Raw genomic sequence first — 23,465 nt, forward strand, 5'->3', positions numbered from 1 at the left:
CGCGCACGGCGCGCGCTCGGCCCGCTATTTGATCAGTGCGTTGGCCACGACGACGATCAGGCCGAGCAGCGCGTCGCCCACGCCGAGTAGCAGCGACCGGGCCCAGGACCTGCCGCTGGCGCGGGCCGCCGTCAGACCCCAGCCGAAGAGCAGGGCGACGTTGAAGCCGAGGGCGACGTACTCGATCCCCGAGTAGTTCCACCAGCCGAGGCCCGCCCCGAAGAGCATCATGAGCGTCGGCAGGGTGGCGAGGAGCAGCGGCCACTCCTCGGCGAGCGCCCGGACCGCGGCGACCGCCCCGTGGTGGGTCTCGTCCCCGCGTCGCGCGATGAGGTGCGCGTACCCGTGTGCCAGGGCCGAGGCGACCGCGGTGATCAGGAGCCACTTGGCGTCGTACATGCGGTCCGCGCGTGACGAGCGCCCGTACTGGGCGAGGGCCGCGACCATGGAACTGGCGAGGACGGCACCGTACACGCCGCCGAACAGCACGTTGGGCCGGGCGGCGCCGCGGCTCAGGGCGTGGCCGCAACGGTGGAGGGTCTGGCGGGTGTTCATGACGGGGTCCTCGGGGGCGTACGTGGGCGCCTGTGGCCTGGGGTGGGGGAAGCAGCGAGGGGCGGGTGGTCGGCTGTCCGGTCACTCTCGCCCGAGGGGTCCGGTGGACCGGGGCGACACGCGTGGGATGTCCGGGTTTCGCGCAGGCCCTGAGGTGGTTGAGCGCAGCGGGAGTGATTGAAGTTGAGGCCGGATTCAGGTACGTTGCGCATGCTTCCCGAACCTGCGACCAGGAGGCCGTCTCTTGGGTACCCGAATCAGCGCCGTCCTCTTCGACTTCGGGGGCGTGCTGACCACCAGCGTGTTCAAGGCGTTCGAGGCCTTCGGCACCAAGCTCGGTGTGGATCCGCGGCTCCCGCTCCGACTGCTCGCGAAGGACGAGCTCTCCAGCGCCCTCCTCGTGGAGCACGAGGAAGGCCGACTGGGGCAGCGTGACTTCGAGGACGGTTTCGCCGAGCGGCTGCGCGCACACGGAGCTGACGTGCAGGGCCCCGGACTCCTGTCCTTGATGCAGACAGAACTACGCCCCGACCAGGCGATGCTCGACCTCGTCGCCGAGCTGCGGAACGCGGGACACCGCGTGGGCCTGCTCTCCAACTCCCTGGGCGACGACTGCTACGCGGGCTTCGACCTTGAATCCATGTTCGACGCCGTGGCGATCTCCGGTGAGATCGGCGTACGCAAACCGTCCCGGCGTGCCTACGCCATCGCGTGTGAGCGGCTCGGCACCGAGCCCGCCGAGACCGTCATGGTCGACGACCTCGAACACAACATCGTCGCGGCACGACGCGCCGGCCTCGCCGGGATCGTCCACCGCGAAGCGGCCACGACCGCCGAGGAGTTGAGGGCTTTGCTCCATCTGGACGGTGCGACGGATACGACACAGGCAGCGGCAGCACGCGAAGCACAAGCAACACGGGCAGACGCGCAGCCCGGTCCCCGGTCCCGCTAGCCGGCCGCGCCGCGCTGCCGCGCCGGTCCCTGAAATCCATCCCCCGTGAGGAGAACCACGTGTTCGAGCTGACCGACAGGGCCAAGGAGTACCAGGAGAAGCTGCTCGCCTTCATGGACGAGCGGATCTACCCGGCGGAGTCCGTCTACGAGGCGCAGATGACGGAGTCCGGCGATCCGCACTTCCACCCGCCCGTCCTCGAAGAGCTCAAGGCGGAGGCGAAGAAGCGCGGTCTGTGGAACCTCTTCCACCCGCACCCCGAGTGGGGCCCCGGCCTCACCAACCTCGAGTACGCCCCGCTCGCCGAAATCATGGGCCGCAGCGCGCACTTGGCACCCGAGGCCACCAACTGCAACGCGCCGGACACCGGCAACATGGAGGTGCTCACCCTCTTCGGCACCGACGAGCACAAGGAGAAGTGGCTCAAGCCGCTCCTCGACGGCGAGATAGCGTCCGCCTTCGCGATGACCGAGCCCGCCGTGGCGAGCTCCGACGCCACCAACATCCAGCTCCGCATGGAGCGGGACGGCGACGACTACGTCCTCAACGGACGCAAGTGGTGGACCTCCAACGCCCTGCACAAGAACTGCAAGGTGCTCATCGTGATGGGCAAGACGGAGCCGGAAGCCGCGACGCACCGTCAGCAGAGCATGATGGTCGTGCCGATCGACACCCCCGGCGTCACCGTCCTGCGCAACCTCCCCGTCTTCGGCTACAAGGACCGCGAGGGGCACGCCGAGGTCGTCTTCGAGAACGTCCGCGTCCCGGTCACCGCGCTGCTCGCCGGAGAGGGCGACGGCTTCATGATCAGCCAGGCTCGGCTCGGCCCCGGCCGCATCCACCACTGCATGCGCGCCGTCGGCATGGCGGAGCGCGCCCTCGACCTGATGATCGACCGGGCGCAGGCGCGTACGACCTTCGGCGAGCCCGTCGCGAACCGTGCCAATGTGCAGGACTGGATCGCCGAGTCCCGCATCGAGATAGACATGGTCCGGCTGCTCACCCTCAAGGCCGCGTACCTCATGGACACCGTGGGGAACCGGCACGCGCGCACGGAGATCGCCGCGATCAAGGTGGCCGCGCCCGAGGTCGCGCTGAAGGTGGTCGACCGGGCCATCCAGGTGCACGGCGGAGGCGGCGTCTCCGACGACTTCCCGCTCGCCAGCATGTACGCGCATCTGCGCACCCTGCGCCTCGCCGACGGCCCCGACGAGGTCCACAAGCGCACCATCGCGATGCGTGAACTGCGCCGCCGGGAACCGCAGTGGGGCCGCACCCGCTGACCGCACGGCACGGGCGAGAGGTCCTGCCGGGCCGAGGGGGAACGGAGGCGATCGGCGCACGCGGGTGTGCGAAGATCGCCTCCGTTCCCGTACCGGCGGGCACCACATGAGCACGCTGGTGTGCGGCGCCCGCGAGCGGCTGAGGTGTGCAGCGCCCGGCGGACACACACGAGAGCAGCAGAAGTCAGCACAGGAAGGCCCCACGACATGACCACCCGCGGCCAGGCATCGGACGGGGAGGACATCCCCTCGCTCGCGGACACCTCCGCGCTGCGTGAACTCCCCGCCACCGCGCGCGGCGCCCGGACCCGCGCCGCGCTCGTGGCAGCGGCCCGCGTCGTGTTCGAACGCGACGGCTTTCTGGACTCGCGCCTCACCGACATCACCGCCGAGGCCGCCTGCTCGACCGGCAGCTTCTACACGTACTTCGCCGGCAAGGAGGAGATCTTCCAGGCCGTGCTCGAAGTCGCGCAGGACGACATGCTGCACCCGGGCATGCCGCGCCTGGACCCCGAGGACAGCTCGCCCGTCGGCGTGATCGAGGCCAGCAACCGGGCCTACTTCGAGGCGTACAAGCGCAACGCGAAGCTCATGCTGATCCTCGACCAGGTCGCGGCCGGTGACTCCGGGTTCCGGGAGGTGCGCCGGCGCCGGAGCCGCGCGTTCGCCGACCGCAACGCGCGCGCCATCAAGGACCTGCAGGACCGCGGGCTCGCGGACCGCGACCTCGACCCGCTCATGGCGGCGCGGGCGCTCTCGGGCATGGTGAGCCGCATGGCCTACTACGCGTACGGACTCGGTGAGGACGACACGCTCGACGAGCTCGTCGAGACGTCCACCGCGCTCTGGGCCAACGCCCTCAAGCTCGACAGGAACGCCAGGTAGGCAACGGAGGGGCGGTTCCGCCGCCGCGTTCGGCTTCCCGGTCGGTGCCCGGACATGTCGTGGCCCCTCTTCCCGCACTCGCCCGCGAGGGCCGTACGCCGTGTCGAAGCCACCATGCCGCCGCGCGTCCACTACCGTCTCACCGCGCTCGGGCGCTCGCCCGAGCAGCCGCCGGCCAGGTCCGCGCGGGCCATCGAGAGACGGGAATGCCGCCGATGAGCTCGGGGTTCGACGGGCAGACGACGAGCGGCGAAGAGCTGCACACACCGCTGCGCGACTTCCTGCGCACCGAGACCGGCAGCGCCTTCGTGCTGCTCGTCGCCGCGCTCGCGGCACTGGCCTGGGTGAACCTCGGAGCCGGCACGTACGAGGCATTCTGGGGGACGCACTTCTCCGTCCGTATCGGGTCCGCCGGGGTGTCGCTGGACCTGCGGGAGTGGGTCAACAGCGGCCTGATGGCGTTCTTCTTCTTCGTCGTCGGCCTGGAGGCGCGGCGCGAGTTCGACATGGGGGAGCTCCGCGAACGCCGGCGCGTCACCCTGCCCCTCGTCGCGGGACTCAGCGGCATGGTCGTCCCCGTCGCCGTCTACCTGGCCTTCAACGCGGGGCAGAGCACGGCTCACGGCTGGGGCGCCGCGATGTCGACCGACACGGCCTTCGCCCTCGGCATGCTGGCCCTGCTCGGCAACCGGCTGCCCGGCGGGCTGCGTATCTTCATCCTGACCGTGGCCGTCGTCGACGACTTCGTGGCGCTGATCATCATCGCTGTCGCCTACAGCGGCGACATCGACGTTCCCGCCCTGCTCGTGGCACTCGGCCTGTTCGGCGTGATCCTGCTGGTACGGGCCACCGGAACCCGGCGCGGCTGGGTGTACGTGCTCATGGCCGGCGCGGTCTGGGTGGCGCTGCTGGAGTCGGGGGTGGACCCCGTCGTGATCGGCCTGGCCATGGGGCTGCTGACCTTCGCGTACCCGGCCAGCCGTACCGCGCTGGAGCGGGCGAGCGGCCTGTTCCGGCTCTTCCGCGAGCAGCCGACCCCCGAACTGGAGGCCTCGGTCCGCCGGGGCCTCGCGTCGGCCCTGTCCCCCAACGAGCGGCTGCAGCGCCTCTACCACCCGTGGACCAGCTATGTGATCGTGCCGCTGTTCGCCCTTGCCAACGCCGGCATCGAGCTCAGCGGCGGCGAACTGGCCCGCGCGTTCGCCTCGCCGATCACCCTCGGCATCCTCTGCGGCTACGTCCTGGGCAAGCCGCTCGGCATCGTCGGCTCGGCCTGGCTGACGACCCGGCTCAGCCGCGGCCGGCTGCGCCCGTCCGTCGGCTGGGGCGCCACCACGGCCGGGGGAACCATCGCGGGCGTCGGATTCACGGTGGCCCTGCTCATCGCCACCCTCGCGTTCGACGGCGACCGACTGGCCGAGGCGAAGATCGGCATCCTCAGCGCGGTCGTCGGCGCGTTCCTGATGACCTGGCTGGTCTCCTGGGTCATCGGAGTCCTGCCCCGCCCGGCCCGGATGAGGGCCCTCCTCGGAACGGCCGAAGGCATCGTGGACCTGGCCGTACCGGTCGACCCGGACCGCGACCACGTGCGCGGACCGCGGCACGCGCCCGTGACGGTCGTCGAGTACGGCGACTTCGAGTGCCCGTACTGCGGACAGGCCGAACCCGTCGTGCGGGAACTCCTCGCCGGCTTCGGCGACATCCGCTACGTCTGGCGCCACCTGCCCCTGAACGACGTGCACCCGCACGCGCAGCTCGCCGCCGAGGCGGCCGAGGCGGCCGGGGAGCAGGGCGCGTACTGGGAGATGCACGACCTGCTGTTCACCCACCAGGACGCGCTGCGGGCCGCCGACCTCCTCAAGTACGCGAGTGAACTCGGCCTGGACACCGAACGGTTCCACAAGAACCTGCGGGCGCACAGCGGAGTGGGGCGGGTGTCCGAGGACCTCGAGTCGGCCGACCTCAGCGGCGTCTCGGGCACCCCCACGTTCTTCGTCAACGGACGGCGCCACCACGGGGCGTACGACATCGGCGGGCTGTCGGCGTCGGTGCGCGCGGCGAAGGAGCGGGCGGTGCTGGCCGGCAGGCGCGGGCAGCGGCGTCAGTAGATCCAGGGCCGCTTCTCGCCCGGCCGGATCTCGGCCGCGATGTCGTCGCCGAGCCGGGCGACGGCGGTACGTCCCTCGACCTCCGTCAGCCACTGGTGCGGGAGGTGTACGTCACCGTGCAGCGCGCCGAGGATGTTGCCGCACAGGGAGCCCGTGGAGTCACTGTCGCCCGAGTGGTTGACCGAGAGCAGGAACGCGGCCTCGATCGGGGTGCGCGGCGGCTTCGGGTCGCACACGGTGCCCTGCTTGCCGACGTGGAAGGTCTGCGGACGGGTGCGTGCCATCGCCGCGTACACCCCGATGGCGAGGGCCTCCTCCGCGACCCATCCGGCGCCGAGCGTCTCGACCCTCTGAGGGGTCGCCTCGCCCTCCTCCTCGGCGAGCGCGACGGCCCGGCTCAGCGCGGCCGTGGTCTCCTCGTGGCCCCGGTAACCGGCGAGCAGCCTCAGGGTGCGCAGCACCGCGCCCTCCAGGGACTCGCCGTCGACGAGGTGGCTGATGAGGGCGGCGAACGCACCGGAGGCGAGATAGCCGGTGGGGTGTCCGTGCGTGATCTGGGCGCACTGGGCAGCGAGTTCGAACGACCGGCGGGCGCCCAGGTCCGTCAGGCCGAAGGGCGCGGAGCGCATCACGGCGCCGCAGCCCTTGGAGTCCGGGTTCACCGGCCCCGGCTCACCGGTGGGCTTCCCGTACGGATCGGGGGTGAATCCCGCCTCGACGCCGCTCAGGCAGGCGTTGCCGGGGGCGCGGCGCGCGTACAGCCAGGGCTCGTGCCGCAGCCACCCGAGGCGGTGGCGCAGGTCCTCCTCGGGCAGTGGCCCGGGGTGGTTCTGCGTCTCCAGCCACCGCAGGTACGCGTCGTGCACGATGGCCGCCTCGGCGCCGCCGATGCCCCGGTCCCGGGTGCGGCAGTACCCCCGCAGATGCCCCTCGGCGGTGAACAGCGTCATCTGGGTGTCGTCGCTGACCCGGCCGGTCACACCGTCGGCGTCGGGCACCAGGCCGGTGACCCCGGCCGTGCCGTGGGTGGCGCGGATGGCGTCGAGGGAGAGGAACTCGACGGGGTACCCGAGCGCGTCACCGATCGCTCCGCCGAGGAGGCAACCGCGTACCCGGCTGCGGTGGACGGCGAGATCGGCCCAGGATCGGGTGTGCACGGTGAGCTCCATGGTGGTCGGTCGAAGGCGTCGCACCCATCATTGCCGCAGCGTGATCTGCCGGGACAGGCGCCCCGTCAGTGCGCGGACGCGGACGGCGAAGGGGCACCCGTCGGCGCGTTCGCGGCACTGTCGTCGGGGGCGAACCACGCCATGCCGATCAGCAGGGACGCGACGAAGAGGGCGGCAGCGGCGACGGCCCCGATGATTCTCGGTCTGCGTCTCGCCGCCTCCAGGACGCCGCCGCGCCGTGCCGCCCCGCGCCGTGCCGCCCCGCGGCGTGCCGCCCGGCCGGACGACGGCAGCTGGTAGGTCGTGGACGTGGTCCGGATCTCCGGGGAGGTCTGGAAGTGGGGAGCGGACACGGGCGCAGGGGCCATCGGCACGGGCTCCGGGAGAGGTTCGGGACGGCCCTGCCAGGCACCCGTACGGAACCAGTCCGTGACCTCCTGGGCCGTCGGCCGGTCCTCCGGCTGCTTGGCCAGCAGGCCAAGCAGATAGTTCTCGAACGACGGGGGCAGCCGGATGCCGAGGCGTCCCGGGGCCACGGGCGCGGCGTCCACGTGCTGGTAGAGCAGGCCGGTCGCGGTGTCGGCGCGGAACGGCGGGTTTCCGGTGAGGAGTTGATAGAGCACGCAGCCCAGCGAGTACACGTCGGACGGCGGGCCCGCGTTCTTGCCGAGGGCGCGCTCGGGCGCCAGATACAGGCCGGTGCCGACGATCTGCCCGGTGGTGGTGAGCCCGGCGGCGGGATCGTCCAGGAAGCGGGCGATGCCGAAGTCGCCGAGCTTGACCGTGCCGTCGGGGGTGAGCAGCAGATTGCCCGGCTTGATGTCCCGGTGCACCACGCCCTGGCGGTGGGCGGCCGCGAGACCGGCTGCCGCACCGGTCGCGATGTCGGCCACACGCTCCGGCGTCAGCCGCGCGCCGCCCGCGGTCTCGTGGGCCAGACTGCCGCCCTCGACGAGTTCCATGACGAGGTAGAAGCGCTGCTCCCAGGAGCCGAAGTCGTAGACACCCACCACGTGCGGATGGCTGAGCGACGCCGAGGTCTGCGCCTCCATGCGGAACCTGGCCGCCGCGGACGGATCCGCGTCCTGCGCGAGGAGCAGCTTCACGGCCACGGGCCGGCCGAGCATCTCGTCGGTCGCCTGCCACACCTCGCCCATGCCGCCGCGGCCTATCGCCTTGTGCAACCGGTACCGATCCGCCAGCAACAACCTGCGCACCACCCTTGAAAGACAGCCCCGTCAAATTGGTTGCCACGGAACGTACTTCGCCCCGCGCGAGCGCGAGGACGAGCGGGAGGGGTGTGGCGGATCAAGGATAAGGCGCGCGGAGAGCCGATGATCACACTTCGCCGGGTGGCTCGTACAGAAGGTGAGAGGTGGTGATCACACCCGGCACCGTGCTTCCTAGGCGTCGCCTGCACGAGTACGGGCCAAGGGGCCGTGCCGCAGGAGTTCGGCCAGGCCCTGACGCGTCGCGGCGAGCACCACGCGGTCCTCGGACCGCAGCACGTACCCGGGGTGAAGGTCCCACACGAGACCCGTGGGACGGTCGGGGCCGTCGTCGCCGGGGGACGCGGCCAGGTCGGGGCGCCGCTCGCCCGGCGCCGTCGCGTCGAGCGCGATCACACGCCAGGCACCGGCCCGGAACGAGTCGGCGACGGTCCGGCCGTCGAGCATCGGATGTCCCGCCACATCGAGGGCGGCGAAGAGCAGCACGCTGCGCTCGACGGGGATGGCGCCGAGGATCTGGCGGCCCATCATGGCGCCCGCGAAGGCGGGCGCGGCGAGCGTGGAGACGCTCCGGCTGCGGGTCAGGGCCCGGGGATGTGCGGAGCGGAGCGTGCGGTAGACGGCGGTCGCGAAACCGTCGTCGAACAGGCGCAGCGCCACCCGCAGATCGGGCTTGACCGACCGCGCGTGCAGCGCGGCCTCCAGGTTGGTGATGTCACTGCTGGTGAGGGCGAGCAGGGCGTGGGCGCGGTGCACCTTGGCGGCCTCCAGGACGCCTTCCTGGGTGACGTCGCCGATGACGGTCGGAACACGCAGGCGGCGGGCGAGGGCGACGCCGCGCGCCTCGGGGTCCTCCTCCACGCAGACGACGGGGATGCCGAGTTCACGCAGTCGGGCCAGAACCCGGGTGCCGATCTTGCCGAGGCCGAGAAGCACGACGTGGCCGGACAGGCCGCGCGGCGGGCGGCGCAGGGCCGATGCCGTACGGAAGGTGCCGAGCGCTTCGAGCACGGCCGCGATGAGCACGGGCAGAAGGAGCAGTCCGGCGAGCCCCGTGAGGAGTTGGAGGAGCTGACGGGCGAGCGGCTCCCCGAGGGCCGGGTCGTCGATGGCGAACAGGTCGAGGAGCGTGAGGTATCCGGCGTGCAGCGGGTGGTCGCCGGTGGTGGCCCAGGAGGCGATCGCCAGGCCGAGGACGCTCGTGACGAGACCGGCGAGCGACCAGCGCAGCCGGCGCGAGAACAGCGAGCCGAGGGGCATACGGCGGCTGCCGGCACGGCCGTTGGGAGTGGCGACCGTGGGGGAGACGGCCTCGAGGACCACCGTGCCACGCCCGGTCGCGGCGGCGACCGTGCGTTCGTCGGGCAGCAGCAGCGGGCCCTCCGCGCCGCCCACGTCCGAACCCTCGGCGCCCGCGGGGTCGTTGGCGGTCGCGGACAGCAGGGCGAGGGTGCACAGGCCGGGGTCGGCGACCTCGCCCCGGCCCGGCGGGGTGCGCTCCACGGCGCGCAGCAGGAGCCCGTCGGCCTGGACGACCTTGCTGGTACCGGCGACGGCGGTGGCCGCGAGAGCCGGTGCCGCGGTGTCGGCGTCGGACAGAACGGTCGTCGTGGTGTCCAGTGCCTCGGGGTCGAGGCCGGGAGCGGAGAGCACGGCGGCCTGATCGAGGAGGTGTTCCAGGTGCTGGCCGAGCTTGCGGTTGTAGAGCCGGATGACCAGGCGCAGCTGGGGGTTGAGACGGCGGGCGGCCAGGGCGGCCCGGATGTTGGTCTCGTCGTCGCCGTGTACGAGGGCCAGCGCGGCGGCGTCGGCGACACCGGCCTCGGCCAGCGCCAACTCGTCGAGTTCCGGCGCCTCCATGACCCGCGGCGGCGGAACGCTGTCGCCGGCCACGGGGGACACGGTACGGCTCATGACGGCCTGCATCCGCGAGAGCAGAGCGGCCGCCCGTGGTCGTCCGGCCGGCCCGGCGCCCTGCCTGGTGACGCGTACGGAGGGCACCACGACGGTGACCCGCTCGCCGTACACGGCGCGCAGTTCGGCGGCGAGCCGCTCGGCCAGCGCGTCACCACCGCACACGATCATGTGGCCGGTCGGCGGGGCCTGTTGAGGCTGGCGGGGCAGGGTGGTCATGGCAACAGTCAAGTGGACGGGAGTGCCGGGACGCACATCGGCCCCCGATTGTGTGCGGGTGGGCGTGTCGGGCGGGTGTCAGGTGGACCCGGCGTCTCTCAGTCCGTATGCCCCGTGGCCCCGGACCGGTCGCCCGGCAGGCGCCACCCATGGTCCACCGGGCCGATGCCCGACCCCAGTGCGAACCCGGCGGCGATCGCCCCCGTGACGTACTCCTTCGCCAAGCGGACGGACTCCGGCACGGGCAGGCCATGGGCGAGGCCCACGGCGACGGCCGACGCCAGGGTGCAACCCGTGCCGTGCGTGTGCCGGTTGTCGTGGCGCGGAGCGCGCAGCCAGTGCTCCTCCGTGCCGTCGGTGAGCAGGTCCACGGCCGCCCCTGGCAGATGACCGCCCTTGACGACCACCCAGCGCGGGCCGAACGACAGGAGCCGTGCCGCGGCCCGGCGCATGCCGTCGTCGTCCGTGACGGCGAGGCCGGTCAGCTGCGCCACCTCGTCCAGATTCGGCGTGGCCACCGTCGCGACCGGCAGCAGCTTCGTGCGTACGGCGTCCAACGCGTCCTCGGCGAGCAGCGGATCGCCGTGCTTGGAGACGCTCACCGGGTCCACGACCACGGGGGCGTCCGTGCCGGCGAGCAGTTCGGCCACCGCCTCGACGAGGACCGGCGACGAGAGCATCCCGGTCTTGACCGCCTGGACGCCGATGTCGTCCACGACGCTGCGGTACTGCGTGCGCACCGCGTCGACGGGCAGTTCCCACGCGCCTTGGACCCCGAGGGAATTCTGCGCGGTGACGGCCGTCAGGACGCTCATGCCGTGGGCACCGAGCGCCAGCATCGTCTTGAGGTCGGCCTGGATCCCGGCGCCACCGCCCGAGTCCGAACCGGCGACGGTCAGGACGCGGGGCGGCGCGCCGCGCCCGGTGCTCGCGGGCATGGTCATGTGCGGGCCTCCTGGTGCGGTGCGGCGTGGGTGTCAGGGGTCGGGCGGCGCAGCCTCAGGGGCGCATACACGACGAGTGCGGCGACGAAGGCCACGTAGTACGCGAGGTCGGCGCCGTGCAGGGCCTTTGCGACCGGGCCCACGTACAGGCCGCTGTCCATGAACGGGACCGCCGCGGCGAACGCGGCGACGAAGGCGAGGAGCCCGGGCCACCAGGGCTGCGGCCGGGCGGACTCGGCGGCCAGGTCGACCGGCGCGCCGCCCCGGGCCCCGGCGCGCGCGAACCAGTCGACGGCCACGACAGCGACGAATCCCGGGATCCAGTAGCCGACGAACAGCAGCACGTTCTGGAAGCGGGCCGCGGTGTCGGCGGCGTGCATCCACAGCACCAGCGGGAAGCCGAGCACCGCGGCGAGCGCCGCCGCGAGCGGCCGGGGGATCCGGACGCCGACGGTCTGCAGGGCCAGCGAGCCGCTGTAGTCGTTCATGGCGTTGCTGCACAGGGCCGCCAGCGCCACGGCGAGCAGCCCGAAGGAGCCGAGAACACCGCCGCCGAGCAGCTCGTCGACACCGCGCGCGGTCTGGTCGGTGAAGACGGAGGCGCCCCACAGCCCGAGCGCCTGGACAGCGACGAAGGAGACGGTGACGCCGAGGAGCGTGAACCAGAACATGCGCTTACGGGATGTGGCCGCCGGAAGGTAGCGGCTGAAGTCGCTGGCGTAGGGGGCCCAGGACAGGGACAGGCTGAGCGCGATGGTGCTGGTCAGGACGAACGCGCCGAATCGGTCGGCGCCGTGCGCGGCCCCGTCGGTGACCGGATGGACACCGTCGAGAAGCTTGACGGCCAGGACCACGAAGGCGGCGGCCAGGACGAAGGTCATCAGCTTCTGGAGCCGGTGGACGGCCTCGTAGCCGAGCACACCCAGCGCGCCCTGCGCCAGCATCATCACGAGTACGCCGACCCAGAACGGCCAGCCGCACAGCCGGGCGAGCGCGTCACCGCCGAAGAGGCCGATCAGCGCGTCCCAGGCGACCGACGACAGCCACTGCAGGACGCCGGGCACCGCGACGGCGCGGCCGAACGCGAGCCGCGCCAGCGGGAGCTGCCCCGCGCCGGTCGCGCTGCCCCACGTACCGAGATACGCGGTGGGCACGGCGCCGACGAGGGTGCCGATGACGACGGCGGCCAGGGCGGTGACGAAGTCCAGGCCGAGTGCGATGCCGACGGTGCCGGTGAAGACGCCGGTCATGGTCAGGTTCGGGGCGAACCACACGGTGAACAGGCGCCCGGCGCCGCCGTAGCGGTGGCTCTCGGGGACCGGCGCGATCCCGCGCGCCTCGACCCGCAGGTCACCGGGCGCCGCGGGCATCCGCCCGTCGAAGACGGAGCGCGGTCCGGTGGTCCCGGTGCTGCTCGGGGCATGGGGCAACGACATTGGCTGACATCCCTCCGCCAGTGCTAACTGGTTCAGGTTCGACGGGTGTGATCTCAGCCCTCGTGCGGGGCACCCCGTGTCCGGTACGTCGGCAAGGGTAGCTTCCCTGTTCGAGGAGGCAACCCCGGGGGAGGGGTCGGCGTCCGCTGCGTGGACGGCGCGCACCCCGCCGCGCGTAATTCGTTCGAGGTGTGCGGCGTACCCCCGTAGCGTGACCGATTCGAAGATCGCGGACGGTTCGGGCACATGTGATCGGCGGCTCCGCGACCCCAGGGACACGCGGAGGACGGGAGACGATGAAGCAGCGTCACGGTGGGGCCGATGAACGGTTCGGAGCTGTCGCCGATGCGTTCGCGCGGAACTTCGCGGAGTTCCCCGAACTCGGCGCCGCCGTCGCGGTGTTCGCCGGCGGACGGAAGGTCGTCGAGCTGTGGGGCGGCGTCGCGGACGAGCGGACCGGGCGCGCCTGGGAACAGGACACCGCCGTCCCCGTCTTCTCGGTCGCCAAGGGACTGGTGAGCCTGAGTGCACACCTCCTCGCCCAGGAGGGCCGGCTGGATCTCGACGTCCCGGTGAGCCGGTACTGGCCCGAGTTCGCACAGCAGGGCAAGGAGGCCATTTCCACGCGGATGGTGCTCGGGCACCGCGCAGGCGTCCCCGCCCTCGACCGGGTGCTGTCCTTCGAGGAGATCGCCGGCTGGACGCCGGTGATCCGCGCGATCGAGGAGCACAAGCCTCTGTGGGAGCCCGGCACCGCGTTCGAGTACCACGGCCATGTCTTCGGATTCCTCGTCGGCGAGGTGATCCGGCGGATCACGGGCCTCACCCCGGGCGCGTACTTCCGCCGTGCGGTCGGTGACCCGCTCGGGCTGCGCGCCTGGATCGGCCTGCCCGCCGACGAGGCGGAACATGTGGCCCGGCTCGTCGAGGCCGAGGGGCGGCCCGGGATGCCCGGGCCCGAGCATCTGCTCACGCGCATCGTGACGATGAACGGCGCCCTGGCCTTCCCGGGTCTCGACGAGCCGCACGGCTGGAACGACCCCGCGCTGCACGCCATGGAACTCCCCGGCGCCGGCGCCGTCGGCTCCGCGAGCGGACTCGCCGGGCTCTACGCGGCGGCCGTCACCGGAATCGAGGGCCGCGAACGGCTGCTCACCGAGGCGACGGTGAGCGACGCGCTGCGCGAGTTGTCCTCCGGCGAGGGCTGGCTCGGCTTCGACGCCGGAGCGCGCTGGGGCTCGGGCTTCCTGCTCGACTCGCCGTCCTTCCGCCCGATGCTCGGCGACCGCAGCTTGGGCAACGACGGCGCCGGAGGCCAATTCGCCTTCGGTGACGACGAGTTCGGGGTCGGCTTCGCCTATGTGGCCAACCGGATGATCGGTCACGGAGACGCCCGCGCCAACCGGCTGGTCACGGCTGTGCGCGAGTGCCTCGGCGCGTGATGCCGTCGCGGTGGGGGTTGGGGGCGGCCGGTCGCCCCACCACGTCCCGTGGCCTTCACCGCGTTCAGACCTTAGTGCGCCCCTGAGCCGTCGCCGACGTGTCGGGCGCGTGGGCGATCACGGGCCCGCCCTCGACGAGCCGCCGGATCCCCGGTGTGGCGACCGCCGCGATGGCCATGGCGGCGACCAGGAACCACAGCCCGCCCACGGCCGACCCCGTGCGATCGACGACCACGCCGATTCCCATCGGCCCGAAGCCGCCGCCCAGGTTGCCGACGGCGTTGATCACCGCGATGCCGGACGCTGCCTGAATGCCCGTCAGGAACCGTGAGGGGAGCGACCACAGCACCGGCTGCCCCGCGAAGATGCACATCGCCGCAAGGCTGATGAAGGCCATCTGCAGTACATGGTTGCCGGTCAGGGCGCTGGCCGCGAGACCGAGGGCGCCGACGGCGGCGGTGCCCGCGATCCACGGATAGCGGGTGCCGCTGCGGTCGGCGAGCTTCGGCACGACGTACAGGCCGATGGCCACGAAGACGTACGGGATGGCGGTGATGAAGCCGGTGGCCGTCGTCGAGAGGCCGCCGAAGCCGTCGACGATCGTCGGCAGCCAGAAGCTCAGCCCGTAGGCGCCCAGCGGGAAGCACAGGTAGAAGAGCGACAGCAGGAGTACGCGCCGGTCGCGCAGCGCGCGCAGCGGACTGCCGTGTCCCCGCTCGCCCAGCGCGTCGGCCTCGGCGTCGAGTTCACCGGCGATCCAGGCCCGCTCGTCGGCGGCCAGCCAGCGCACACCTTCGGGACCGTCGGGCAGGAGCCGCAGGGTGACGAAGCCGAGCACGATCGCGGGCACGCCCGTCGCGATGAAGATCCACTGCCAGCCCTCGAGCCCGAACGTGCCGTCGAGGTCGTCGAGCGCGCCCATCACGGGGTTTCCGATGATGAACGCGAGCGGTGCGGACATCATGAACCAGCCGGTCATGCGCGCCCGGTAGCGGTACGGGTACCACTTGGTGAGGTAGTAGAGGACTCCCGGATAGAAGCCGGCCTCGGCGACGCCGAGCAGGAAGCGTGCGGCGTAGAACTGCCAGTCGTTGCTGACCAGCGCCGTCAGTACGGTCACCACGCCCCAGCTGAGCATGATGCGGGTGAACCAGCGGCGCGCGCCGAAGCGGTCGAGGTAGACGTTGCTGGGTACCTCGAAGATCGCGTACGCGATGAAGAACGCGACCTGGCCGAAGGTGAACGCGGCGTTCGACAGACCGAGTTGGTCCTGGAGCGTCAGCTTGGCGAAGCCGACGTTGGACCGGTCTATGTACGCCACCAGATACAGCAGGACCAGGAACGGCATCAGCCGCCAGGTCACCGCCTTCATGACTGTCGATTCCACGGCTCTCCCACGTCGTTCGTGCCGGATCCGCGTTGATCCTCTGGACACGCCGGGACCGTATCGTGATTTGATAGCACCATTGAAGGGGTGCGTCGGACACGGCTTGATCACGGCCGCGGTCACGGCCCCGGCATCGCACCGGAAGGACCACACATGGCCGCGCTCGAACCCACGCACGCCGACAGTCAGGCGCCGCTGCGCTCCCGCGCCTGGTTCGGCGACGGCGGCAAGAACGGCTTCATCTCCCGCCACCATCTGCGCGCGGCGGGGCGCGGCGGTCACAACTTCGACGGTCGCCCGGTCATCGGCATCTGCAACACCTTCTCCGAACTGACGCCCTGCAACGGCCACCTCCAGCTCATCGCGGAGGCCGTGAAGCGCGGCGTCCTCCAGGCCGACGGCTTCCCCCTCGAATTTCCCGCCATGTCCCTGGGCGAGCCGTTCCTGCGCCCCACCTCGATGCTCTACCGCAACCTCGCCGCGATGGAGATCGAGGAACAGATACGGGCCAACCCCCTGGACGCCGTCGTCCTGCTCACCGGCTGCGACAAGACCACCCCCGCCGCCCTCATGGGCGCCGCGAGCGCGGGCGTGCCCGCGATCGTCTTCACCGGCGGCCCGATGCTCAACGGGCGCTTCCAGGGCCGCAACGTCGGCTCCGGCACGGACATCTGGCGCATGACCGAGGAACTGCGGGCCGGGACCATCACCCAGGAGGAGTTCACCGAGTTCGAGAGCTCCCTCAACCGCAGCGCCGGTCACTGCATGACGATGGGCACCGCCTCCACCATGGCGTGCCTGACCGAGGCCCTCGGCATGATGCTCCCCGGCGGCTCGGGCCTGCCCGCGGTCGACGCACGCCGCGGCACCCTCGCCGAGGAGACCGGCGCACGTGCCGTCGCACTCGCCGGCAGCGACCTCACCCCGGGGCGCATCATGACGCGCGCCGCCTTCGAGAACGCCGTCCGGATCAACGCGGCCATCGGCGGCTCCACCAACGCCGTCGTCCACCTCCTCGCCATCGCGGGCCGCCTCGGTGTGCCGCTCGCCCTCGACGACTTCGACCGTCTCGGCGCCGAACTCCCGCTGCTCATCGACCTGATGCCGTCGGGGCGCTTCCTCATGGAGGAGTTCGCGTACGCCGGCGGACTGCCCGCACTCGTCAACGACCTGCGCGACCGGCTCCACCGCGACACGGTCACCGTCACCGGACGCGGCCTCGTCGACAACTGCGAGGGCGCGCAGGTCCACGACCGGGAGGTGATCCGCCCGATGGACCGCCCGGTGCAGCCGGCCGGCACCGGCACCGCCGTCCTGCGGGGCAACCTCGCCCCGAACGGCGCCGTCATCAAGCAGTCGGCCGCCGACCCGAAGCTGCTCAGCCACACCGGGCCGGCGCTCGTCTTCGACTCCCTCGAGGACTACCTCGCCGTCGCAGAGGACCCCGACCTGGACGTCACCGCCGACACCGTCCTCATCGTCCGCAACACCGGCCCCAAGGGCTACCCCGGTATGCCCGAGGTCGGCAACCTTCAGCTCCCGAAGAAGCTCCTGGACGCCGGCGTGCGCGACATGGTCCGCATCTCCGACGCCCGCATGTCCGGCACCGCCTTCGGCACCTGTGTCCTGCACGTCGCGCCCGAGGCCGCGGTCGGCGGCCCGCTCGCCCTCGTGCGCACCGGGGACGACGTATGCCTCGACGTGCCCGCGCGGCGCCTCGACGTACTGGTCGAGGACGCCGAACTGGAGCGGCGCCGCGGCGAGTGGCAGCCGCCGGCACCGCCCGCCGACCGCGGCTGGACCTACCTCTACACCCAGCACGTCACCCAGGCCGACACCGGCGTGGACCTCGACTTCCTGGTCGGCGCCAGCGACTCCGCCCCGCCCCGCCAGGCGTTCTGAGGACCCGTCATGAGCGAGAAAGAAGCACAGAGGCCGACGAAGGACGTCGACACCCTCGTCCGGGGCGTATCTCCCGTACTCGAAGTCCCTTTCCACGACGACGGCGCGCTCGACCCCGACGGCTTCGCCACGGTCGTCGACCGCGTCCTCGCCACCGGCGTCGGCTCCGTGATGTTCCCGGGCTTCGCGAGCGAGTTCCACAAGCTCGACGCGGGGGAGCGGGACCTGCTCACCGGCCTTCTCCTGGAGCGCACGCGCGGCCGCTCGGACGTCGCCGCGATCGTGTCCGTCCCCGACCATGCCACCCGGCACGCCGTCGCCCAGGCCGTCGACGCCGCCGAGCGCGGGGCCGACGCGGTCAACGTCCTGCCGCCGCACTTCCTCGGCCCCTCACGGGACGCCGTACTCACCCATGTACGGGCGGTGCTCGCCGCCGTCGACCCGCTGCCCGTCGTCGTCCAGTACGCCCCCGCCCAGACAGGCACCGCGCTGGACGCACCCACCCTGCACACCCTCGCCGCGGAACACCCCAACCTCCGCTGGGTGAAGGTCGAGTCGGCCCCGCCCGGACGCCTCATCGCGGCACTCGCTCAGGGCGAACGCCCGCTGCCCGCCCTCGTCGGCTACGCCGGTCTCCAGCTCCCCGACGCCCTGCGCCGCGGCGCGATCGGCGTCCAGCCGGGCTGCTCCTTCACGGAGTTGTACGTGGAGCTGTGGCACCGCTGGGAGCGCGGCGACGAGAGCGGCGCCGTCGCCCTGCACACCCGTATGACGCCGTACCTCTCCTACTGGATGCAGGGCGTCGAGCTGATCGTCGCGGCCGAGAAGGAGATCTCCGTCCGTCGCGGCTGGTTCGGCTCCGCGCACTGCCGGGCACCCGGGCACACCCTGGACAGTGAGGAGACCGCCATGATCGACCGGTTCTGCGCCGAGTTCGCCGAGACGGTGCCTGAGCTGCTCCGGTGATGCCGCGGGCACGCCACACCCGGTGCTCCGATTCCCACCGGAGGTGTGACAATCGACAACGCACCGGACGGGATCACCGGCACACGATGCACACGACGACACAGGGAGTGGCGTGGAACTTCAGGGCCTGCACGGGCAGGTGGTCGACCGGATCGGCCTGTCCCTCGCGGCGGACGAGATCCGCGCCGGAGAGGTCCTGCGCCTGGAGGATGTCCAGGAGCGGTACGGCGTCTCGCGCACGGTCGCGCGCGAGGCCGTCCGAGTGCTCGAGTCCAAGCGGGCGGTGACCAGCCGCCCGCGCATCGGCATCACGGTCCGCCCGATGCCCGAGTGGAACCTCTACGACCCCCAGGTCATCCGCTGGCGCCTCGCCTCGCCCCGGCGCGAGGTCCAGCTGCGCGAACTGGCGGAGCTGCGCGCCGCGGTGGAGCCGTCCGCGGCGGCCCTCGCCGCGGCGCGCGGTGACACGCAGGCCCGGCAGTCACTGTCGGAGCACGCCCGTGCCATGGCGAGCGCGGCCCTGGCCGGCGACAGAGCCGGCTTCGTCGAGGCGGACGCGGCTTTCCACCGAGCGCTGCTCGGCGCATCGGGCAACGGCATGTTCGCCCAGCTCGCGGAGGTGACGGAGGAACTCCTCGTGGCCCGTCGCGAGCTTTCCCTGATGCCGCACGACATCGACATGGCTGCCGTGCGCCGCCACCAGGAGGTGGCCGAAGCGGTGGCCGCGGGCCGTTCGGCCGAAGCGGCGGTGGCAGTGACGGCCATCGTCGACGCCGCCCACAGCGAGGTCGAAGACCTGCTGGCGGGCGGGTCGTGCGGGTACGGGGTCTGAGGGGGAGGCGCAACGAGTCCCCTTGACCGCCTTCCGGGCCTCGTGCCCGTGGGGACGGGGGCAGGACACCGGGCGGCAGGCGTGGTGCGACCGGCCGACCAGGCATCGTGGTGCCGCAGTGCTGCCGGCCGGTGCACGAGCGACTCGGCAGGGTCCGTCACACGGGGAGACCCAGGTCCGTGAGCTGCCGCCCAGGGTCGGCCGTGCCCGACCCCCGGCGGCCGGGGCCGCCGCCCTGCGGGGGGCGGCGGCCTTCGAGTGAGTCTCGACGGTCCTCAGGCCGGCCGCAGCCACACCGTCGCCAGCGGCGGCACGGTCAGCTGGAGCGAGACGGGCCGGCCGTGGCTCGGCTGAGGGTCCGGCTTCAGGACGCCGGCATTGACGACGTCGCTGCCGCCGTATCTCGCCGCGTCCGTGTTGAGGACTTCGAACCAGCCGGGGACCGAGTCCGGCACACCGAGACGGTAGTTCTCGCGGACCGCCGGGGAGAAGTTGCACACCGCCAGCAGGGGCGCGCCGTCCGCCGCGAACCGCAGGAACGCGAGGACGTTGTCGTCGGCCGCGTCCGCGGTGATCCACGAGAACCCCGCGGGCGTGGTGTCCTGTTCCCAGAGGGCGGGCGTGGCCGCGTACTCGTGGTTGAGGTCGCGCACCAGGTCGAGGACCCCGCGGTGGTCCGGCTCGGCGTCGTAGGCCGGGTCGAGGAGCCACCAGTCCGGGCCGTGCCCTTCCGACCACTCGGCGCCCTGCGCGAACTCCTGCCCCATGAACAGGAGTTGCTTGCCCGGGTGGGCCCACATGAAGCCGAGGTACGCGCGATGGTCGGCTCGCCGCTGCCACCAGTCGCCGGGCATCTTCGACACGAGGGCACGCTTGCCGTGCACCACTTCGTCGTGCGAGAGGGGAAGCAGATAGTTCTCGCTGTAGGCGTACACCATCGAGAACGTCAGCTCGTTGTGGTGGTACTTGCGGTGCACGGGCTCGTGCACGATGTACTGCAGGGAGTCGTGGCTCCAGCCCATGTTCCACTTCAGGCCGAAGCCGAGGCCACCGAAACCGTCCGGGCCGACGTGGTGGGTCGGCCGCGTGACGCCGTCCCACGCGGTCGACTCCTCGGCGATCGTCACGACGCCGGGGCAGCGGCGGTACACCGTCGCGTTCATCTCCTGGAGGAAGGCCACGGCGTCGAGGTTCTCGCGGCCGCCGTCCCCGTTCGGCGACCACTGGCCTTCCTCGCGCGAGTAGTCGAGGTAGAGCATGGAGGCGACGGCGTCGACGCGCAGGCCGTCGATGTGGAACTCCTCGCACCAGTACACGGCGTTGGCGACCAGGAAGTTGCGGACCTCCTTGCGGCCGTAGTCGAACTCGAGGGTGCCCCAGTCCGGGTGCTCGGCGCGGCGCGGGTCCTGCGGCTCGTACAGGGCGGTGCCGTCGAAGCCCGCCAGCGCCCAGTCGTCCTTCGGGAAGTGGGCCGGCACCCAGTCCATGATCACGCCGATGCCGGCCTGGTGCAGGGTGTCGACGAGGTGGCGGAACTCGTCGGGGGAGCCCATGCGGGACGTCGGGGCGTAGAAGCCGCTGACCTGGTAGCCCCACGACCCGCCGAAGGGGTGCTCGGCCACCGGCATGAACTCGACGTGGGTGAAGCCGAGATCACTCACGTAGGTGGCGAGCTGGTCGGCGAGTTCGCGGTAGTTCGTGCCCGGGCGCCAGGAGGGCAGATGGACCTCGTACACCGAGAAGGGCGCCTCGTGCACCGGGCGCTGCCCGCGCTTCTTCATCCACGCGGAGTCCCCCCACGTGTGGGACGACTCCGTCACGACGGACGCGGTCGCGGGCGGTACCTCGGTGCGCCTGGCCAGAGGGTCCGCGCGCACGGTGTGCGAACCGTCGGGGCGCGTGATGTCGAACTTGTACAGTGCTCCCTCGCCGATGCCCGGCAGGAACAGCTCCCACACGCCCGACGAGCCGAGCGACCGCATCGGGAAAGCGGTGCCGTCCCAGGCGCAGAAGTCCCCGCAGACGCGTACGCCCCGCGCGTTCGGCGCCCACACCGTGAACCGGGTGCCCGCGACCCCTTCGTGCGTCATCGGCTGGGCGCCCAGAGCGGTCCACAGCTCCTCGTGCCGCCCCTCGCCGATCAGATGCAGGTCGAACTCCCCGAGCGCGGGCAGGAAGCGATAAGGGTCATGTACCTCCCGCTCGTCCCCGTCGTACGTCACGAGCAGCGTGTACGCGGGAATCGCGTCGAGCGGCAGCACCCCGGTGAAGAGACCGTCACCCTCGTCACGGAGCTCCACGCGCCCGCCCTTGACCGACACGGCGACGGCCTGGGCGTAAGGCCGCAGCACCCGGAACGCGACACCGCCGTCCACCGGGTGAGCGCCGAGCAGGGAGTGCGGGTCGTGATGCTCACCCCACAGCAGGCGTCCACGGTCCGCCCCGTCCAGGACGGGGGCGGGCAGGAGTTTGAGGCGACCGGGGCCGGGCTTGTCGGACAGGCCGACGGCCTTGGGGGCTGAGGTCTTGCGAGCTGCCACGGTTCAGTCTCCTCGGGGGTGAGCGAGTTCTATCGGCGGACGGCGGGGTTGCCGCCGCCTGGTTCAGCGGGGTTCGGCGAGGCGGCTGATCGCCGCCATCGGCACGGGCAGCCAGTCGGGCCGGTGCCGCGCCTCGTAGAGCACTTCGTAAAGGGCCCGGTCCGTCTCGAAGGCGCGGAGCAGGTCGGGTTCCTCGCGCGGGTCCGACTTCGACTCGGCCGCGTAGCCGGCGCAGTAGGAGTCCCGGCAGCGCAGCGACCACTCGGGCCGCCAGGGCAGACGGGTGCGGGCCGCGTAGTCGAAGGAGCGGAGCATGCCCGCCACATCGCGTACGGGGGACTGGGTGTGGCGGCGTTCGGCGAGCGGACGGGCCGGCTCGCCCTCGAAGTCGATGACGAACCACTGCTGCCCCGACCACAGGACCTGCCCCAGATGGAGGTCGCCGTGGATCCGCTGCGCGGGCCGCGCCGAGTCGACGAGCGCGAACGCGTCGAACGCGGACCGCAGCCCCGGCGCGTGCGGAAGCACCGCGGGCACGGAACGGGCCGTGGATTCGAGGCGTTCGGTCATCGCCTCCGCGAGGTGCCGGTTGCGGTGCGGCACAGGGGCGTCGACCGGGAACGCCGCGGTCAGCGCGAGATGGATCTCGGCGGTCGCCCGCCCCAGTTCGTACGCCTCGTCGGTGAAGTCCCTGCCGGAGGAGAGGGACCGCAGCGCGAGGGTCCAGCCGTCGTCCGCGTCGGGCAGGAACGGCTGCAGGACACCGAGTGTCGCCTGCTGGGGCTGCGAGGTGCGGAACCAGGCCACAGGTCCCGGCACACGGGTGCAGCCCTGCCGGGCGAGCGCCTGCGGCACCTCCAGATCCGGGTTGACGCCGGCCTGGACGCGCCGGAAGACCTTCAGGATGTACGAATCCCCGTACACCAGCGACGTGTTGGACTGTTCGGCGTCGAGGACGCGTGGCGTGAGTCCGGCGGGCACGGTGACCTGCGGGTCGCGTTCGAAGCGCAGGGGGCCCGCCGCGCCGGGGTGGCGCAGCCGCTCAAGGAGCAGCCCGGCCGACCGGGGCTCCTGGAGGGCGTCGTACACCATGAGGCCGGTCAGCGGGCCCTCGGTCGCGCGGCCGATGAAGGCCGGCGCGAGCGAGGGCGGCAGCATCTCCCTTACGCCGAGCAGGAGTTGGTAGAGATTGTCGGCCGGGGGTGTGCCCGGGCCGGAGCGGGTCGCCTGCGCGGCGTGCTCGGCTCGCACCAGCAGGTGCAGGCAGCCCGGGTGCAGCTCGGTCATCGAGGCCAGGGTCAGCCCGGTGACGGGCCGGCCCTTCCCCGCGAACCAGCGCTGCCGCGGCAGCCATTCGTGCAGCAGACCGGCGAGTGAGTTCAGCAGCAGAGAGGGGCTGACGCCGGTCGGACTCTGCAGTGCGGCCTTGGGCATGGCGACGACTCCTTTCGAGGGCGGACAGACGGACCCAGGGGCGTGGGGCCGCCGGTCACCACGTGGTGCTGACGGCTTCCTTGCGGAGCCGGAACCAGTAGAAGCCGTGGCCCGCGAGGGTCAGCAGGTACGGGAGCCGGCCGATGGCGGGGAAGCGCACGCCGCCGATGAGCTCGACGGGGTGGCGGCCGTCGAAGGCCTGGAGGTCGAGTTCGGTGGGCTGGGCGAAGCGCGAGAAGTTGTGCACGCACAGGACGAGGTCGTCCCC

The 23,465-nt window shown here is 72.0% G+C and carries 18 protein-coding genes and 1 riboswitch; of the genes, 8 read left to right on the plus strand and 10 right to left on the minus strand.

What is annotated here, in order from left to right:
* Positions 1 to 24: 24 nt before the first annotated feature.
* On the minus strand, positions 25 to 555 hold the full coding sequence (locus ACZ67T_RS22695) for a hypothetical protein (RefSeq protein WP_469986365.1): 531 nt from the start codon (positions 553 to 555) through the stop codon (positions 25 to 27).
* 244 nt (positions 556 to 799) lie between these two features.
* On the opposite strand from ACZ67T_RS22695, the gene ACZ67T_RS22700 reads away from it, so the two are divergent.
* From ACZ67T_RS22700 to nhaA, 4 genes are all read left to right on the plus strand, one after another.
* Entirely contained in the window at positions 800 to 1,507 is a 708-nt protein-coding gene (locus ACZ67T_RS22700; RefSeq protein WP_469986367.1) for an HAD family hydrolase, read from the plus strand.
* Between the two features lie 59 nt (positions 1,508 to 1,566).
* Positions 1,567 to 2,790, plus strand: coding sequence for an acyl-CoA dehydrogenase family protein (locus tag ACZ67T_RS22705; RefSeq protein WP_469986369.1), 1,224 nt, complete (start codon positions 1,567 to 1,569; stop codon positions 2,788 to 2,790).
* 207 nt (positions 2,791 to 2,997) lie between these two features.
* Positions 2,998 to 3,675 carry a TetR/AcrR family transcriptional regulator gene (locus ACZ67T_RS22710; RefSeq protein WP_469986371.1) on the plus strand — a complete coding sequence of 226 codons (678 nt, stop codon included), beginning with the start codon at positions 2,998 to 3,000 and terminating at the stop codon, positions 3,673 to 3,675.
* 206 nt (positions 3,676 to 3,881) lie between these two features.
* Positions 3,882 to 5,783, plus strand: a complete 1,902-nt coding sequence (nhaA, locus tag ACZ67T_RS22715; protein ID WP_469986372.1) for a Na+/H+ antiporter NhaA — start codon at positions 3,882 to 3,884, stop codon at positions 5,781 to 5,783.
* Here the strand turns inward: nhaA and ACZ67T_RS22720 are convergent.
* The 5 genes from ACZ67T_RS22720 to ACZ67T_RS22740 form a co-directional block, all read right to left on the minus strand.
* Positions 5,777 to 6,940 (minus strand): ADP-ribosylglycohydrolase family protein, encoded by a 1,164-nt coding sequence (locus ACZ67T_RS22720; RefSeq protein ID WP_469986373.1) that lies wholly within the window; start codon positions 6,938 to 6,940, stop codon positions 5,777 to 5,779. The two genes, nhaA and ACZ67T_RS22720, sit on opposite strands and share 7 nt — an antisense overlap.
* A gap of 77 nt (positions 6,941 to 7,017) precedes the next feature.
* On the minus strand, positions 7,018 to 8,160 hold the full coding sequence (locus ACZ67T_RS22725) for a serine/threonine-protein kinase (protein ID WP_469986374.1): 1,143 nt from the start codon (positions 8,158 to 8,160) through the stop codon (positions 7,018 to 7,020).
* 195 nt (positions 8,161 to 8,355) lie between these two features.
* On the minus strand, positions 8,356 to 10,314 hold the full coding sequence (locus tag ACZ67T_RS22730; RefSeq protein WP_469986376.1) for a potassium channel family protein: 1,959 nt from the start codon (positions 10,312 to 10,314) through the stop codon (positions 8,356 to 8,358).
* 98 nt (positions 10,315 to 10,412) lie between these two features.
* Positions 10,413 to 11,252: a bifunctional hydroxymethylpyrimidine kinase/phosphomethylpyrimidine kinase gene (thiD, locus tag ACZ67T_RS22735; protein WP_469986426.1), complete on the minus strand. Its 840-nt coding sequence runs from the start codon at positions 11,250 to 11,252 to the stop codon at positions 10,413 to 10,415.
* Positions 11,253 to 11,254: 2 nt separating this feature from the next.
* The gene (locus tag ACZ67T_RS22740; RefSeq protein WP_469986378.1) at positions 11,255 to 12,694 is read right to left on the minus strand and encodes a purine-cytosine permease family protein; all 1,440 of its coding nucleotides are present in this window, start codon (positions 12,692 to 12,694) and stop codon (positions 11,255 to 11,257) included.
* Positions 12,687 to 12,781, minus strand: a riboswitch (TPP riboswitch). It overlaps the preceding gene by 8 nt.
* A gap of 209 nt (positions 12,782 to 12,990) precedes the next feature.
* On the opposite strand from ACZ67T_RS22740, the gene ACZ67T_RS22745 reads away from it, so the two are divergent.
* Positions 12,991 to 14,136 carry a serine hydrolase domain-containing protein gene (locus ACZ67T_RS22745; RefSeq protein ID WP_469986379.1) on the plus strand — a complete coding sequence of 382 codons (1,146 nt, stop codon included), beginning with the start codon at positions 12,991 to 12,993 and terminating at the stop codon, positions 14,134 to 14,136.
* A gap of 64 nt (positions 14,137 to 14,200) precedes the next feature.
* Here ACZ67T_RS22745 and ACZ67T_RS22750 read toward each other — a convergent pair whose 3' ends face one another.
* On the minus strand, positions 14,201 to 15,523 hold the full coding sequence (locus tag ACZ67T_RS22750) for an MFS transporter (RefSeq protein ID WP_469986381.1): 1,323 nt from the start codon (positions 15,521 to 15,523) through the stop codon (positions 14,201 to 14,203).
* Between the two features lie 153 nt (positions 15,524 to 15,676).
* Here ACZ67T_RS22750 and ACZ67T_RS22755 point away from each other — a divergent pair, with 153 nt between their 5' ends.
* From ACZ67T_RS22755 to ACZ67T_RS22765, 3 genes are all read left to right on the plus strand, one after another.
* Positions 15,677 to 17,425, plus strand: coding sequence for an IlvD/Edd family dehydratase (locus tag ACZ67T_RS22755; RefSeq protein WP_469986383.1), 1,749 nt, complete (start codon positions 15,677 to 15,679; stop codon positions 17,423 to 17,425).
* Between the two features lie 9 nt (positions 17,426 to 17,434).
* Positions 17,435 to 18,391: a dihydrodipicolinate synthase family protein gene (locus ACZ67T_RS22760; protein WP_469986384.1), complete on the plus strand. Its 957-nt coding sequence runs from the start codon at positions 17,435 to 17,437 to the stop codon at positions 18,389 to 18,391.
* Positions 18,392 to 18,503: 112 nt separating this feature from the next.
* On the plus strand, positions 18,504 to 19,223 hold the full coding sequence (locus ACZ67T_RS22765; RefSeq protein WP_469986386.1) for a FadR/GntR family transcriptional regulator: 720 nt from the start codon (positions 18,504 to 18,506) through the stop codon (positions 19,221 to 19,223).
* Between the two features lie 275 nt (positions 19,224 to 19,498).
* Here the strand turns inward: ACZ67T_RS22765 and glgB are convergent, their stop codons facing one another.
* The 3 genes from glgB to ACZ67T_RS22780 form a co-directional block, all read right to left on the minus strand.
* Positions 19,499 to 21,724, minus strand: a complete 2,226-nt coding sequence (glgB, locus tag ACZ67T_RS22770) for a 1,4-alpha-glucan branching enzyme (protein ID WP_469986427.1) — start codon at positions 21,722 to 21,724, stop codon at positions 19,499 to 19,501.
* Between the two features lie 102 nt (positions 21,725 to 21,826).
* Positions 21,827 to 23,197 carry a maltokinase N-terminal cap-like domain-containing protein gene (locus ACZ67T_RS22775; protein ID WP_469986388.1) on the minus strand — a complete coding sequence of 457 codons (1,371 nt, stop codon included), beginning with the start codon at positions 23,195 to 23,197 and terminating at the stop codon, positions 21,827 to 21,829.
* Positions 23,198 to 23,252: 55 nt separating this feature from the next.
* Positions 23,253 to 23,465: alpha-glucosidase C-terminal domain-containing protein (locus ACZ67T_RS22780; RefSeq protein ID WP_469986390.1), on the minus strand; the 213-nt coding region annotated here is incomplete at its 5' end.

It is taken from the genome of Streptomyces sp. NPDC107517 (genome assembly GCF_055582645.1).

Coding starts and splice junctions, on each gene's coding strand:
- thiD (WP_469986426.1), bottom strand. CDS start 11,252: ATGCCCGCGAGCACCGGGCGCGGCGCGCCGCCCCGCGTCCTGACCGTC.
- nhaA (WP_469986372.1), top strand. CDS start 3,882: ATGCCGCCGATGAGCTCGGGGTTCGACGGGCAGACGACGAGCGGCGAA.
- ACZ67T_RS22695 (WP_469986365.1), bottom strand. CDS start 555: ATGAACACCCGCCAGACCCTCCACCGTTGCGGCCACGCCCTGAGCCGC.
- ACZ67T_RS22710 (WP_469986371.1), top strand. CDS start 2,998: ATGACCACCCGCGGCCAGGCATCGGACGGGGAGGACATCCCCTCGCTC.
- ACZ67T_RS22745 (WP_469986379.1), top strand. CDS start 12,991: ATGAAGCAGCGTCACGGTGGGGCCGATGAACGGTTCGGAGCTGTCGCC.
- ACZ67T_RS22730 (WP_469986376.1), bottom strand. CDS start 10,314: ATGACCACCCTGCCCCGCCAGCCTCAACAGGCCCCGCCGACCGGCCAC.
- ACZ67T_RS22755 (WP_469986383.1), top strand. CDS start 15,677: ATGGCCGCGCTCGAACCCACGCACGCCGACAGTCAGGCGCCGCTGCGC.
- ACZ67T_RS22740 (WP_469986378.1), bottom strand. CDS start 12,694: ATGTCGTTGCCCCATGCCCCGAGCAGCACCGGGACCACCGGACCGCGC.
- ACZ67T_RS22760 (WP_469986384.1), top strand. CDS start 17,435: ATGAGCGAGAAAGAAGCACAGAGGCCGACGAAGGACGTCGACACCCTC.
- ACZ67T_RS22775 (WP_469986388.1), bottom strand. CDS start 23,197: ATGCCCAAGGCCGCACTGCAGAGTCCGACCGGCGTCAGCCCCTCTCTG.